This is a genomic window from Pseudomonas massiliensis, assembly GCF_000826105.1.
Taxonomy (GTDB): Bacteria; Pseudomonadota; Gammaproteobacteria; order Pseudomonadales; family Pseudomonadaceae; genus Aquipseudomonas; species Aquipseudomonas massiliensis.
The window spans coordinates 1,236,812-1,252,163 of sequence record NZ_CCYK01000007.1; the positions used below are offsets into that span (position 1 = coordinate 1,236,812).

7 protein-coding genes are annotated in these 15,352 nt (G+C 59.6%); 6 read left to right on the forward strand and 1 reads right to left on the reverse strand.

Features of this window, described 5'->3' with window-relative positions; translation table 11 throughout:
- Positions 1 to 58: 58 nt before the first annotated feature.
- The 4 genes from BN1188_RS16535 to BN1188_RS16555 all read left to right on the forward strand — a co-directional run bounded on the left by BN1188_RS16535 (position 59) and on the right by BN1188_RS16555 (position 5,371).
- Positions 59 to 1,432 (forward strand): IS1182 family transposase, encoded by a 1,374-nt coding sequence (locus BN1188_RS16535; RefSeq protein ID WP_040259777.1) that lies wholly within the window; start codon positions 59 to 61, stop codon positions 1,430 to 1,432.
- Positions 1,433 to 1,685: 253 nt separating this feature from the next.
- Entirely contained in the window at positions 1,686 to 3,296 is a 1,611-nt protein-coding gene (locus BN1188_RS16540) for a M10 family metallopeptidase C-terminal domain-containing protein (RefSeq protein ID WP_187375332.1), read from the forward strand.
- Between the two features lie 790 nt (positions 3,297 to 4,086).
- On the forward strand, positions 4,087 to 4,914 hold the full coding sequence (locus tag BN1188_RS16550) for an AraC family transcriptional regulator (RefSeq protein ID WP_040264096.1): 828 nt from the start codon (positions 4,087 to 4,089) through the stop codon (positions 4,912 to 4,914).
- A 70-nt stretch (positions 4,915 to 4,984) separates the two neighbouring features.
- Positions 4,985 to 5,371, forward strand: a complete 387-nt coding sequence (locus tag BN1188_RS16555) for a cupin domain-containing protein (protein ID WP_040262485.1) — start codon at positions 4,985 to 4,987, stop codon at positions 5,369 to 5,371.
- 104 nt (positions 5,372 to 5,475) lie between these two features.
- Here the strand turns inward: BN1188_RS16555 and BN1188_RS22120 are convergent, their stop codons facing one another.
- Positions 5,476 to 8,166, reverse strand: coding sequence for a M10 family metallopeptidase C-terminal domain-containing protein (locus BN1188_RS22120; protein ID WP_052469319.1), 2,691 nt, complete (start codon positions 8,164 to 8,166; stop codon positions 5,476 to 5,478).
- 683 nt (positions 8,167 to 8,849) lie between these two features.
- On the opposite strand from BN1188_RS22120, the gene BN1188_RS16565 reads away from it, so the two are divergent.
- Together BN1188_RS16565 and BN1188_RS16570 are read left to right on the forward strand one after the other, a co-directional pair.
- Positions 8,850 to 12,923 (forward strand): M10 family metallopeptidase C-terminal domain-containing protein, encoded by a 4,074-nt coding sequence (locus BN1188_RS16565; protein ID WP_040262486.1) that lies wholly within the window; start codon positions 8,850 to 8,852, stop codon positions 12,921 to 12,923.
- Positions 12,924 to 13,147: 224 nt separating this feature from the next.
- The gene (locus BN1188_RS16570) at positions 13,148 to 15,214 is read left to right on the forward strand and encodes a M10 family metallopeptidase C-terminal domain-containing protein (protein ID WP_187375333.1); all 2,067 of its coding nucleotides are present in this window, start codon (positions 13,148 to 13,150) and stop codon (positions 15,212 to 15,214) included.
- The last annotated feature ends 138 nt before the right edge of the window (positions 15,215 to 15,352 follow it).

Sequence of the window (15,352 nt, forward strand, 5' to 3'; positions counted from 1 at the left end):
GCTCCCCTGTCTGGCCTGCGGCAAAATATCTGCATTGGCCAGCAGGGAAGCACGCAACATGATGGGACAGTTATCGAGTGGGCAGGAGCGACTGTTTTACTCGTTCAACCTTGAAGATCACATCCCAGCCAATCACCTTCTGCGCAGCATTGATCAGTGTCTCGATCTGAGCGATCTGCGCCATTACCTCGCCGATTTCTATAGCCCGATTGGGCGCCCGTCGATTGATCCTGAACTGATGATCCGCATGCTGATCGTGGGCTATTGCTACGGCATTCGCTCAGAGCGGCGGTTGTGCGAAGAGGCCCATTTGAACCTGGCGTATCGCTGGTTCTGCCGGTTGAGCCTTGAAGATGAAGTACCCAATCACTCGACGTTTTCCAAAAATCGACATGGCCGTTTCCGGGACAGCGATCTGTTTCGCTGGTTGTTCAATGAAGTGCTGCGTCGCTGCATGGACGCAGGCCTGGTCAAGGGCGAAGGCTTTGCCGTGGACGCCAGCATCATCAAAGCAGATGCGAGTCGGCAGCGCGGCGTACCGGGTGATGAACCGGTCAACTGGAGCGATCCGTCCCTGAGCACCCGCGCCGTGCGTGAGTACCTTGAAGCCCTCGATGAGGAGGCCCTGGCCGAAACGCTACCGAAACGCCTATCGCTGACGGATCCTCAAGCCCGCTGGACGGCTGCACCGGGCGGCCCAGCTTTCTACGCTTACTCTACGAATTATCTGATCGATACCGAGCACGGCGTGATCATGGATGTGGAACCCACACCGGCTCATCGAACCGCAGAAGTCGAGAGCACCAAGACGATGATCGATCGGGTCGAAGCGCAGTTCGACATCAAGCCGGAACGCCTCATTGGCGACACCGCTTACGGTACCGCGCCGATGCTGGCCTGGATGGTGGAGGAAAAAGACATCGAGCCGCATGTGCCGGTATGGGACAAAACCGAGCGCAAGAACGACAGTTTCTCGAGCAACGATTTCCACTGGAATGAAGAGACTGAGGAATACCGCTGCCCGGCCGGCAACGTATTACGCAGCGAATGGCGTGCCTTCAAGAACGGGCGTTCGCACGTCACCAAAGCCAACACCATCATCTTCCGATCCAGGCAGACCGACTGCGCGGCCTGTCCGATGAAAGCCAAGTGCTGCCCGAACACTTCGATTCGCAAGATTGCCCGCAGCGTCCATGAAGCCGCGCGTGATGTGGCTCGGCGCATCGCAGCGACGCCGGAGTACGTGCGCTCTCGCCACGAACGTAAGAAGGTCGAAATGTTGTTTGCCCACCTCAAGCGCATCCTGAAATTGGATCGCTTGCGACTACGTGGCATGAGTGGCGCGACCGATGAGTTCACGCTGGCCGCTGCGGTGCAGAACCTGCGACGGCTGGCCAAACTTAAATCTCAAGGTCCGCCAGTTACGGGATAGGTGCGCCTGCACGAAGCAAAAAACCTCAAACTAACCCAATAACCGAGCAGTAAAGGTCAACGAAGGGCCGAGAAACCACTCAATGTGGTGAGTAGGTTCTCCGGTGGTGGCCGTGCCTGAGTTCAAGCGAACTGAAATCCGACTTTTTCAACAGAATCGACCCATAGCGGACATTGACTCTCCAAGGTGCCAGACCTGGTGATCAGCCGCGCTGATAAGCTGTCTGATGGAGCTGGAGCACGTTGACGAGCCTATGCAATTCATCTACTACATGAAAGCCACAGTCGTGCAGGTCAAGCCCGGTGGGCTGCTGCCTGAATTGCCGACCCAAGCCCAGCAATTCAACCCACTCAGGATCAATACTGTGCCTACAGCCTCCAAAACTGTCCTGCAAGCCGCGCTCAATGAGCAAGTCACCATGCATGATGGACCGTTCTATGATACTTATACCGGTACTTCAGATGGTGACGTAATTACCGGTGGCACTTGGGTAGATCATCTATATGGTGGTGCCGGAAACGATACCCTGATCGGAAATGGCATCAACACTGTATTAGTAGGCGGCACAGGGGTGGATACCCTCACTGCCGGAGATCAGCTTAGATCAGGGGTGAAATACGTTTTCACGTCGCTCGCTGATAGTTATGCCGATGCGCAAGGCTCTCACTCCGATCTTATTATAGATTTCAGGCCATACGACGTATTGGATCTGAACGCCCTTGGTCTGGAGCGGATCGGTAACGGCCATAATGGTGATTTGGCCGTCAGCTATGATGCGGCCAGGGACATTACCTACGTGCGTTCGCTGGACAAAGATGCCGATGGCAGATTCTTCGAGGTACGCCTGGCGGGCGATTTTCAAGGTCAGCTAAGCACGGCCAACTTCGTACTGCGCCATGACGGCACAGTCGGCAACGATACCTTGGACTACAGCTTCAGCACCAAGCGATACGTGCTCAATGGCCTGGACGGCGACGATACGCTGACTGCCGGGAAAAGAGAGAGTCTACTCGACGGCGGTGCGGGTGCTGACCACATGATCGGTAATATCGCCGGTGTCGGTATCGAAACTTATCTCTATCACCAGATCAGCGATAGTTATGTTAACGACGCCTTGGGTGTGTCTAGTGTTGATCTTATCAGTAATTTTAACTTGTTCACTGGCGATGTATTGGATGTTTCCGCGCTTGGCTTCACTGGCTTAGGCGATGGTTACAACGATACACTGAATTACACTTATGACAAAACCGTGGGTCACATGGTGGTGCAGTCTTTCGAGGAAGATGCTCAAGGCAACCGCTTCAAAGTGTATATTGACCAGTACTACCGTAATGGTAACATTCCTATTCAAGATGCGGATGGTTTCATTTTTGCTGGTGGTAGTAATGAAGCCGACCAGACCCTAACAGGGAAACCCACATGGGATACACTATATACGTCACGAGACGGTGGTATTCTGATCGGCGGAGGAGCGGGCGATTTGCTGAGAGGCAATACTGGAGTCGATACCTTCCGCTATTTGGATAGCAGCGACAGCGTTCATGGTGCCGCTGACCTGATCAAGGACTTCGATGTGATCCAGGACAAGATCGACGTGGCGGCGCTCGGCTATACCGGCCTTGGCAATGGCCACAACGGCACCTTGAAGCTTATCTACGACACAAACCTACATCGCACCTACCTCAAGGACTACGACCTGAATGCCGAGGGTCAGCGGTTCGAAATCGGCTTCGAAGGTGGTTACACCCGAACCTTCACTGCAGACAACCTGGTCGTTGCAAGCTCCGTTTCAGCAACTGAACATGTCCCCGATGCGCCTATTGAACTAGTAGGTGTTGCGCCTAGTGACATCAATGCTGCTTAGGTGAGAGGCGCTTGAGGTAGCCGTCAGTAGTCGTTCCTTACTGCCGGCTGCCGTTCCAAGGTTGTCGTTGGCGAACGGCCGCTAAGGGTCGTCTGCTGCCAGTTTCTGCCTACCGCACCCATCAGCTACTGATGCATAGCTGCTTTCACCTAAGGCCAGATTTGCTACAAGCAGAATCGGCCTATCTCACCTACCTCACTAAGCACAGGCAGCGCTTCTGTTAACCTATGGTAGCCGGAATGCAGCGAGTCGCAGGGAACAGGGGTTTAGAAATGAAGCTGAAAATACGGGATACGGACACACGTTTCGCTTGTATTTTTGTCCTGTGTGTTTTTTTGGCCGATTTTGTTGTTGCATTGGCCAACCTAGAGCTACGAGCGGTAAAAGCAGAGGTGCTTCTCTTCCTTTGGTGCCTGTTCATCAGACACGTTTGGAAAGACCTCGCCTCAAAACGCGCTGCCTAGGCGAATATGGACAGACCGTGAGTGACCGCAATGAGTCACTTGCTGCCTTACCACTACCGACCGCAGGCGACCCAGGCTGTGTGCACACAGCCTGGACCCCTAGCGGCCATTCGATCGACGAGCAGACCGGGATCTGTCCCCAGCGCGGCCCAGTAGGGAATACCCAGCCACCAAGCGGCAAGACCAGTCTTTTCACACCTGCTTCCAGCACGCCAAGGCCAACAAGCTACCGGCCCGGATGCGTGGCTGCGGAGCACTGCCGTTCAGATATCCATACAATGAGCTCGGAGGTTCACCTACGGCGTTCAAGGATGTGGAGTATGGAAATGACACCCGGCTACACCAAGGGGCCGTCCACCTCGGACTGGGTCGTACGCAGCAGGCAGCCTGGCAGCATCGAGCGCATCGAAGCCTGGTTCGGCGGCCATGGCTACGACCCGCACCGGCACGACACCTACTCGATCGGCCGTACCCTGGCTGGCGTACAGAGCTTTCACTACAAAGGTTCGCTACGCCATGGCGTACCCGGTAATACGCTCATTCTTCACCCTGACGAGGTGCACGATGGAATGGCCGGCACCGACGCGGGTTTCCGATATCGCATGGCCTATATCGACCCCGCGCTCATACAGAACGTGCTTGGTGGACAGCCGCTGCCGTTTATCGCCGGTGGGCTTTCGAACGATCCGCGTCTGTACCGCGCCAGCGAGGTCTTTGTGCAGGCGGTGGAGCATCCATTGGAGGCGCTCGAGGAGCAGGATGCGCTGTATGACCTGGCGATCGCGCTGCGTGATGTCGCAGGCAAGCCCCGCGGCCGCAAGCGTTTGGATTACCGCTGCGCTGAACGCGCCAGGTCGTTCATCCTTGAACATCTTCACTCGGGCATCACCCTTGAGATGCTGGAGCACGTCACCGGGCGAGAGCGCTGGAGCCTGTCACGGGATTTCAGAGCCCTCTATGGCACCAGCCCTTATCGCTTTGTCACGCTCCGGCGCCTGGACTGCTTTCGCGGCTTGATCCTGGATGGCTTGACACTGGTGGATGCCGCGCTCGCTGCTGGCTTTCACGATCAAAGCCACATGACCCGGCACTTCACCCGCTGCTTCGGGGTACCGCCATGGCGCTGGCTGGAACGCTTGAATCAGGCCCGCTGATGTGCAGGATCGTACAAGAGCCGTGCAGGTTGTGCCGATAGGCTGACAGCTCCATTCAAGAGGATCGACCATGTCAATCTCCCAATCCCCAGATGCATCGGCGCCTGTGAATCTGATGCAGAAAGCCACGCTCATCGATCAACCCTGGAGCCCCAGGATGGTCGCGGAAATGAACGATTACCAGTTCAAGGTGGTGCGAATCGAAGGTGAGTTTATCTGGCATTCCCATCCAGAAACGGATGAAGCTTTCCTCGTGTTGGAGGGTACGCTGCGCATCGATCTTCTGGATAGCTGCGTCCATGTGCAGGCCGGGGAGCTTTATGTTGTCCCACGGGGCATTGCGCACAGAACAGCGGCCAAGGGTGAAGCGAAGGTAATGATGATTGAGCCGCGTGGGGTTTTGAACACCGGACATGAAGGCGGTGAACGGACCGCTGAGAACGATCTTTGGATTTGACCGGAAAGATCGTAGACGGCCAGTTCACCTATCGCCTCGATGCGTTTACCGCTTGCACAACCTTGTGCTGGTCGGCATAAACGCATCAGGAGACGTACCGTGCCCTACACCCCCAACAACGTCAGCTCAGAACTCGCTTCGGCAAATATGAACTGCCCCGCATCCAGGTCCTGGTCTCCGCTCAAGGCGACCTCGAAATGTTGGCCACTATTGGTGGCGGTGAAGTTCTGGACATAAGTGCGGTCGAGCTCGGCGTTGTAGCTGATCTTCAGCGTGCCGTCGTTGCCGTTGCCCAGGCCGCTGTAGCCGAGGGCAGAGACGTCGATCAGGTCGCGGCCGGCTGAGAAATCGGTGATCAGGTCGCTGGCGTCGCTCAGGCTGTCGGTGCTGCTTGTAAAGCGGAAGGTATCGGCGCCCGAGCCGCCGCTGAGCTGGTCCGCTCCGGCGCCGCCCGTCAGCCGGTCGTCCCCGGCACCGCCGCTGAGCAGGTCATTGCCGGTACCGCCGGCCAAAGTGTCGTTGCCGCTGCCACCGTCAAGGGTATCAAGACCAGCACCGCCTGCCAGGGTATCGTCACCCGCCTGGCCACGCAGGCTGTCGTTGCCTCCCAGGCCGTTGATGCGGTCGTCGCTGAAATAGCCGACGATGATATCGTCCCCAGTGGTCGGCGAGTCGAGGTAATAGTCATCGTAACTGGCAGGCTGTTCGTTGAACTGCGTGGCGATGGGGTCGCCGAAGCGGATCGCCGCGTTATTGATGTAATTGACGTCTTCCAGTAGCAGCTTGAAATAGTTGCCATTGGCGTCCGGGTCCAGCGACTGCAGCAGCATGTTGCCGGTGGCGTCTACCTGTATCGCCTGGAGGGTGCCATCATGCCCGTTTCCCAAGGAAGTGAAGCCAAGGGCGGACAAGTCCAGCACGTCCTCCCGATAGTCGAAATCCGTGAGGGTGTCGCTGTAATCCACGCCCCGTATATCGTTGCCATAGCTGTCGCGCAATGCGGTGATCACGAAAGTATCCGCGCCGGCGCCGCCAGCGAGCTGGTCAGCCCCAGCGCCTCCAATCAGGTAATCGCTGCCGCCGGCGGCGTTCAAGGTATCGCGTCCGGCCAAGCCGGCAAGCGTTTCGTTGCCATCGGTGCCGCTCAGGGTGTTCCTGCTGCTGGTGCCCTGGAGCAGCGTCTGGAAATCAGTGGCGCTCAACAGGCCGACGTAGTTGCCGGCCAACGCAAGCTGGAAATAGTGACCGTTGGCGTCGGCATCCAGGCTCTGCAGGTAGGTGCGGTTCAGGCTGGCGTTGTAGATGACCCGCAGGGTGCCGTCGTGGCCATCGCCCAGGCCAGAATAGCCAAGGCTGGCTACGTCGAGCTGGTCCTCGCCGGGCTTGAAGTCCATGATCAGGTCGCTGGCGCCGCGCACGCTGTCATTGATGTTGGTGTAGCGGAAGCTGTCCGCGCCCGCGCCGCCAGTCAGCCTGTCGCTGCCGACGCCACCGTATAGCAGGTCATCATAGGCGCCGCCGGTCAGGCGATCATTACCGCCGCCGCCGTAGAGGAGGGTATCGGCGGGATCAACAGCGGTCAGTGTGTTGCTGCTGGACGTGCCGGTGATCACCAGCCCGCGGTGATTACTGAAGGCGCCGCTGTCGGTACCATAAAAGAGCGTGGCAGGGTCGCCCAGGCGGCTGAAGTAGTTATCGGATGCGGTATTGAAACCCACCAGGTCTTCGTTGCGCTCGGTCACGGCGTAGCTGGCGTTGCCACCGCTGATGATGTTGTTGTACACCACGTTGCCCCCGGCGGAGCCTATGGCGGCGACGTCGGTGTCGTCCGAGGCCTGGATGATGACTTCCGCGTTACCGTGGTCCGTGGCATCGTTGTAGAGGGTATTGCCGGCAATGGTGTTGGCGGAGCTGCCGAACAGGCCTATGCCAGCGCCGCCATTATCATGCACGGTGACGCCGCTTACGCGGCTGAAGTCGGTGAGCTTGAGCAGCAGGCCTTCCTCTGCATTGCCATACAACTCACCACCGGTGATCTGCACTCGATCATCAAGGGCTTCGTCCTGCGGGCCCTGGACGAGGATACCGCGCCCCCCGTTGTTGGCGGCGTCGTTGTCCGCCAAGGTGGTGCGGTAGTTGTCCAGCAGCAGGGTGAAGCCGTTGCGGCCATTGTTCTCGCTGCGGTTGTCCTGAAAGCCGCCGCCATCTACGTACGGGCTGAACGCGCCAACCAGATGAGCATAGAAACCATCGAGGCCGTTGCCGCTGGCCACGCTGTCGGTGACGCTCAGGCCGTAGGTGTTCTCCTGGGCATTGAGCCCATTGCCGCTGCAATTGACCAACGCCACGCCACTGAGGGTGACGTTCGTGTCCGGGTTGTCGAGCAGGTTCTCGCCGCCGCTGGTAAAGCCATCCACGCGGCCGCTGGTGTTTGCGCGGTTGCCGTCGAGGGTCAGGTCATGGGCGCCCACGTGCTGCGTTTCGCCGGCCGTTCGCACGATCCCGGTCACGGCCTTGTCCCAGCCGTCGGCAAGCTTGATGCGAGTCGCATCGGCACCGTCCCCGCCCAGGGTCACACGGCTGTAAAGCCGCAGGCAGCTGCTGGCGCTTTGATCGGGATCACCACTGACGATGTAAGTGCCTTCAGGCAGGTATACCTCGGCGTCGACTATCTCGTCGGCCGAATCGATGGCCGCCCTGGCGGCATCGATGGCCGCCTGGATCGCCTGGGTATCGTCGGTGACGCCATCGCCGACCGCGCCGTAGTCGCGGACGTTGTAGTAGATAGTAGTCATTGGGGCTCCTAGGGGCAGCAGGCAGCTACCTGGGTACCCATGCATCGCCGGCCTGGCGTATGGGGTGGATACAAAGGTAGTCCAGATTGGCCTGCTCGGTAGCCTCCTGTTCATACCAAGCGATACTTGAACGCCCACTCATGGCCAGCCGTCAACGCTTTGCCATCGAGTGAAGACATAATGCTACAGAGAGAAGAGGCGGGGCGGGGCTGTATCGGTGCAGTTGATCGGTTGCGATTATTGGCTATCCCTCGAAGTTGCGACTATGGTACCCCCCGGCGCTGCAGTATCGAAGTACGCACAACCATCTGGTATGTCTTGTCGCCTAGGCCAGTTTCTGATCGCAGTTTTCTTTGCGCTTCGTGGGCAATTTGCCTGCTGACTATAGGTTACTCGCTGAAAAGACTGGCGTTTTTGTAGAGTTGAATAGGGGGACTGTTCCGGTATCGGAATGATCTCCAATTACTATCTGGTGTGAGAGAGCCAGTAGAAGGAGCTGGTTATCTAGAAATCAAATCGATGAGCGGCGCGGGAAGTTTCCTGAATCTTGACGCCAGTAAAAGTCACAGCACGGCGTTATTCAGCTTTTAATGCCAGAAAGGCATCAGCGGTAAACGATTGCGTGCCATGTAAATTCGCATGCAGATCATTTGTCGATGCCGCCCTAAATGGAGATTAACGGCATGATCTATAACGTAAAAGATTATTCGGCCAAAGGTAATGGCATTACCGACGACACCCAGGCGATCCAGCGCGCCATCGAGGCGGCGGCAAAGGCGGGAGGTGGGCAGGTGTATGTCCCCGCCGGTACCTATGTGGTTTCGGCCGGAGACGAACCCGGCGACGGCTGTTTGATGCTGCGCGATAACGTCCAGCTGTACGGCGCCGGAATGGGCAAGACTATCATCAAGGTGGCCGATGGCTCAGATAGCAAGATCACCGGGGTGATTCGCTCAGCCTACGGGGAGCAGAATCACGATTTCGGGATCAGCGACCTGACCATCGACGGTAATCGCGACAACACCAGCGGCAAGATCGACGGCTGGTTCAACGGTTATATCCCGGGAAAGGCCGGACACGATTCCAATGTCACCATCGACAGTGTCGAAATCAAGAACTGCTCGGGCTATGGTTTCGATCCTCATGAGCAGACCTGGAACATGGTCATCAAGAACAGCGTGGCGCACGGAAACGGCCTGGATGGCTTTGTCGCCGATTTTCTGGTGAACAGTTCGTTCGTGAACAATACCAGCTACGATAATGACCGCCACGGGTTCAACGTGGTGACCAGCACCAATGATTTCACGATGCGCGACAATAAGGCCTACAACAACGGCAGTACCGGCATCGTGCTTCAGCGTGGTGATGAAGATATTCCCGCGCCGAACGACATTACCATCACTGGCGGGAGCGTGTATGGCAACAAGGCCGAAGGGGTGTTGCTCAAGATGGTCCATGACGTGACCGTCAGCGGAGTGGATATCCATGATAATGCCCGCTCCGGCGTACGGCTGTACGGCAGCACCGGTATCGAACTCCTGGACAACGATATCCAGAACAACTCCCTGGCGGTAACCTCGCCGGAAGTCGTGATCCAGTCGTTTGATGACACCCGGGGCGCGTCCGGTGACTATTTCAACGGCAGCAATAATCTGATCCGCGATAACACTATCGTCGGCAGCGACCGGTCCACCTACGGCGTCGCCGAAGTGGACGAGAAAGGCACTGACCACAACACCCTGATCAACAATGCCATCAGCCACGTCTCCCGGGGAGCGACAGCGCTATACGGCGACGGCAGCACGGTCAGTGGCAGCCAGGGTCCGCTGCTCGGCACGGGCGGCGACGATAACTTGTTGGGTACTGGCGCCAACGAAACCCTGATGGGCTATGCCGGAAAGGACGTGATCAACGGCGCCGGAGGGAACGACGTACTCGTGGGCGGGGCGGGCGCGGACAAACTCACCGGTGGCACGGGTAGCGATACCTTTCGCTTCACTGCCGCCAGTGACAGCTATCGCACAGCCAGTGTAAAGGCCAAGGATACCCTGACCGACTTCAGCACCAGCGGCGACAAGATCGATGTGGCGGCCCTGGGATTCACCGGCCTGGGCAACGGCCATGGCAACACCCTGCAGGTTTCCTATGACGCAACCAGTAAACTGACCTACCTCAAGGATTATGACGCCGACGCCAACGGCGCGCGCTTCGAGCTGGGCCTTAGCGGCAATTACCTGAGCAGCCTCAAGGCGTCCAGTTTCATCTTTGCCAAGGCACCCACCGCCCCGCTCGATACCTCGGCCCCAGAGGCCGCGGTGGCGGCGGCTGCCGTGGCCAACCCGCTCAATGGGACGGCGGGCGACGATACTTTGATAGGCGACGGCCCCGCCAATATCATCAATGGCCTGGCGGGCAAGGACAGCATCGATGGGATGGGCGGCAACGATCGGCTGACCGGTGGCGCGGGTGTCGACACCCTCACCGGTGGGACCGGTACCGACACCTTTGTCTACACCGCGGTCAGCGACAGCTTCCGTAGCACCAGCGGCACGGTGGCCAGCGACCTGATCAAGGACTTCAGCACCGACCGTATCGACCTGTCCGCCCTGGGGATCACCGGCCTGGGAGACGGCAAGGGCACCACCGTCAGCGTGACCACCAGCAGCGATGGCAGCAAGACCTATATCAAGTCCTACGTAGCGGACGCGGCCGGGGAGCGCCTGGAGATTTCGTTGCAGGGCAACCAGGTGGCCAACCTGGCGGCCAACAGGTTCATCTTCGCCGGAACCGCCAGCACGACGCTGACCGGTACCAGCGGCAGCGACAGCCTGGTGGGCACCGCCAACGGCGAGACGCTGCTGGGCCTTGGCGGCAACGATACGCTCAAGGGCGGCGATGGCAATGACACCCTTGACGGCGGCGCGGGCAAGGATTCGCTCTACGGGCAGGCCGGCGCCGATACCTTCCGCTTCAGCGAACTGCTGGACAGCTACCGCGACTATGACTCGGGCGGCGCGACTGTCACCGATACGATCTTCGATTTCGTCCGCGGCCAAGACAAGATCGACGTCAGCGCCCTGGGCTTTTCCGCGCTTGGCAGCGGCAACGGGCGGACGCTGTACACCACCTACAGCGCCTCCGCCGACAAGACCTACGTCAAGAACGCCGACGCCGATGCTGACGGCAATCGCTTCGAAATCGCCCTGAGCGGCAACCTGGCCCTGACCGCCAGCGACTTTGTGTTCACTCCACGCACCACGGCGGGCATCGAGTTCCTGCCCACCCTGGGCCAGTCCAATGCTCGCCTGATGCGCGTGACCGAAGACGACAACCAGTCCGGTATCACCGAATTGGTCAAGGACCTGGCGCGTTACACCTCTCTGGATGTGCGCAGCCAGTTCGATGATGCCAATGGCAACCCCATCGACGTCGCCATTGGCGGCACGACCGTCACCGGGCTTTCCACCGCCACGACCGAGGAAAAGAACCTGAGCTGGTGGTTCACCGACACCAATAAACCAGGGCCTGTGCTTACTCGGGCGGTGGACCTGCTCAAGAGCCAGATCGCGACCCTGAGCAAAAGCGGCCCGGTGAACCTTGACATCATCTGGGGGCAGGGCGAGGAGGGCGCCCAGGCCATTGCCAGGGCCAGCGACAAGGCCGCCGCCGAGGCGCTCTACAAAGCCTCGACCTTGAAGGTCTTCGACTACCTGCATGCACAGCTGGGAGACTTCACCATCTATTTGATGGAAACCGGCCACTACGCCGAGGACGGCGCTCGCTACCGTGGCTACTCCGAAAGCAAGATCGCCAGCATCGTTGACGGCACCGTGCATGTACGCCACGCCCAGGAGGCCATGGCCGCCGAGCGCGCAGACGTTCAGCTCGCCGTCGACTACACCGACCTGCCGCTGCGCCAGGAGGCCGACCCGGTAACCTACCCCGATGACGTCTGGCACCTGCACGAAGAGTCGGCAGAGATCGTCGGCCAACGCCTGGCCGATTACATCGCCAACGATCTGGGCTACAAAGGTGACCCCAGCGACAACAACGACCCCGGCGACATTACCGCTTCCACCTCGAATCAGAATGGGCGAGTACAGGGCACCGATGTCGCCGACACCCTGGTGGCGGCGGGTTCGCAAAGCCAGGTGCTCAACGGTGACCTGGGCGCCGATACCCTGATCGACCAAGGCACGGGCAGCACCCTGTACATCGTCGATGACCTGGGGGATACCGTTACCGAAACCGATGCCAACACGGCTCATATCGATACGGTGCAAAGCTCGGTGAGCTGGACGTTGGGCAGCAATGTGGAAGAGCTCGACCTGGCCGGTGACAAGGCGCTGGCCGGCACGGGCAATGCCCTGGACAACACCCTGACGGGAAACAGCGGCAATAACGTACTCGATGGCAAGGGCGGCAGCGACACCCTGATCGGTGGTGCCGGTGCTGATGTGTTCAGGTTCAGCGCATGGCGGGACCTGGGTGTGGGCGCCGAGCGTGACCAGATCGGTGAATTCAGCGCGAGTGAGGGTGACAAGGTGGATCTCACCGCTCTGGATGCCAATACCCGAACAGCGGTCGTGGACACCTTCAAGTTCATTGGCAGCGCGGCCTTCAGTGCCGATGCCACCGGCGAGCTGCGGTTTGCCGATGGCGTGCTGCAAGGCAGCCAGGATGCCGATGGGGCGCCCGAATTCGAGGTGCGGATGCTGGGGCTTGACACGTTCCGCTCGGTGGATCTGGTGGGGTAAGGGGCAGCGAGCGCCCGCGGCGGCCTCGAGCGGCCGCGGGTCTTACTAACAACAATTCATAGCCTGCCTTTGGCGTAACCAGCGCCAGGCGCGGAGCGGGTGCCGCTGAGCATGTCGTGCTCATGCCTGCTGCTTCCGGAACCAGACGAATTACCCTCGGCACGGGCGTATTCCCAACTACCGTTTCAGGCACACCCGGCCACTTGCGTCGGGATCCGGAGATTATGATGATTTCTGCCTCTTCCCTTACCCCCGCAGCGACCGCCCTGCGCACCGGCATGACCCTGGTCGATGTTTCAGGCCTCAATGACTCCAGCCACAGTATCACCCTCGCCGACGACGGCACGGTGCGGATGGTAGGGCTGACCTCCGACGGCGACCGCGCCGATTACGCAGTGGTGAGCCTGACCGCTGACGGCCAGCTTGACTTCAGCTACAGCCAGGATGGCATTGAGCGCCTTCCCGCTGTGCTGCCGGTCAGTGACAGCAGTGATCTGGCAGCGCAGCCTTCCGGGCAGATCCTCACCAGCCAGATCCTGTATGACAACGGCACCTATAACCTGAGGATCATGGCGCTCGGTGGCACCTTGAATGAGCGGCCCTCCGAGCTATTGTCAGTGGCCATCCCGGCACAAGGGGCCGCGCCTGAATATTCCAGCGTTCAGGCACTGGCCGATGGCATGTTCCTGGCCAGCGCCCGCAGCGACACCACCCTTAGCCTGGTGCGATTCAATGATCAGGGTGCCCTCGATCCGACCTTTGGCGACAGCGGCGTCGTCACCTTCGTCTTGCCAGAGGGAATGCCCGTCAACCCCCAGACGTCGCTGGCTCTGCAAGCCGATGGCGATGTGTTGCTCGCCGGCTATCGCTACCCCGGCGGAACCGCGGATTTCAGCCTCACGCGCTATAACCCGGACGGCACGCTCGACAGCAGTTTCGGCACAGATGGCACCGTGACGGTAGATGTAGCCGGTGGCAACGACAGGGCCCGGGCCGTGACGCAGCAAGCGGACGGCAAGCTGTTGATCGCCGGCAGTAGTGACAATGGCGATACTGAAGTCGGCGATGGAAATCTCAACTTCAGCGTGGTTCGGCTGAATGTCGACGGCAGCCTGGACACCACTTTTGGCAACGGCGGCAAGGCTACCTTCGACTTCCTGGGCGGTCGCGATGGTGCGCAAACCATCGACGTGCTGGAAGACGGCAAGATTTTGCTGACCGGTGCCGCCTACAATACTTCCGGCAATGCCGACTTCGCCGCCGTGCGGCTCAACGCCGACGGCACGCTGGATACCAGCTTCGGTGACCTGGCCGACGGCCCGCGGCCTATCGACGGCCACGCCACCGACGACCTGATGGTAGGCACTGAGGCTGACGAGATCCTTGCAGGGCTGGGGGGCGATGATCTGCTGGACGGCGCTGGCGGCCGCGACCGGCTCAGCGGTGGAGCGGGCAACGATGTCTTCCGGTTTACCTCCCTGGCAGACAGCTACCGTACCGCCAGCGAGGGTTTCAGTGACCGCATCACGGATTTCGACCCAGACCAGGACGTGGTCGACCTTGCAGCGCTGGGGTATGCCGGGCTGGGCGACGGCTACGGGAATACGCTGGCCCTGCGGGTGGACGCCCAAGCTCAGCGTACCTACCTCAAAAGTTTCGAAGCCGATGCGAACGGCCATCGCTTCGAGCTGGTGTTCGATGGCGACCTCGGCAGGCAACTGGATGCGTCCAACCTGTCGTTCGCGCCTTCCTTGATCGAGGGCGGTGACGACGCCGATTCCCTGTCTGCCAGCAACCTGACTGTTGAAATGCTGGGCAGGGGAGGCGATGACCGGCTTTACGGAGGGCTTGGCAATGACATCCTCGACGGCGGCGCCGGCCGCGACATCCTCTTTGGCTCCGCAGGGTCAGATACCTACAGGTTCACGGCTTTGACCGACAGCTATCGCGACGCGGAGCAGAATTTCAGTGACCGTATCGCTGACTTCGACCTGTTCACCGACCGCATCGATGTGTCCGCGCTGGGCTTCACCGGGCTGGGGAACGGCCACGACGGCACGCTGGCGTTGAGGGTGAACGATAACGGAACCACTACCTACCTGAAGAGTTTCGATGCCAATACGGACGGTGAGCGTTTCGAGATCAGCCTCAGGGGAGACTTGAGTCAGACGTTGACCCGTGATGCATTCATTTTCGCTGCCCAGGACAGCGCGTCGCCAGAAGTGGAGCTACTGGGCGTGGCGCGTGGTTATCAGGATGCATCGCAGCTCTCGTCCGGTGGTCAAGGCTAACGAACGCCGGCATTTGCCCCTCGGGGGCGGCCAATGAAAATGGCGATCAAGGCAAGCAGGTAAGCGATGCCTGGCCAGGGCGGTAGGGCAGCAGGGCTTGGCCTTGGGGCGACCGCACCGTGGCCAGGCGCACCCGAT

Bases quoted from the DNA above. Each gene is read 5' to 3' on its own strand.
- BN1188_RS22120 (WP_052469319.1), bottom strand. From the start codon at position 8,166: ATGACTACTATCTACTACAACGTCCGCGACTACGGCGCGGTCGGCGAT.
- BN1188_RS16555 (WP_040262485.1), top strand. From the start codon at position 4,985: ATGTCAATCTCCCAATCCCCAGATGCATCGGCGCCTGTGAATCTGATG.
- BN1188_RS16535 (WP_040259777.1), top strand. From the start codon at position 59: ATGATGGGACAGTTATCGAGTGGGCAGGAGCGACTGTTTTACTCGTTC.
- BN1188_RS16540 (WP_187375332.1), top strand. From the start codon at position 1,686: ATGCAATTCATCTACTACATGAAAGCCACAGTCGTGCAGGTCAAGCCC.
- BN1188_RS16550 (WP_040264096.1), top strand. From the start codon at position 4,087: ATGACACCCGGCTACACCAAGGGGCCGTCCACCTCGGACTGGGTCGTA.
- BN1188_RS16570 (WP_187375333.1), top strand. From the start codon at position 13,148: ATGATGATTTCTGCCTCTTCCCTTACCCCCGCAGCGACCGCCCTGCGC.
- BN1188_RS16565 (WP_040262486.1), top strand. From the start codon at position 8,850: ATGATCTATAACGTAAAAGATTATTCGGCCAAAGGTAATGGCATTACC.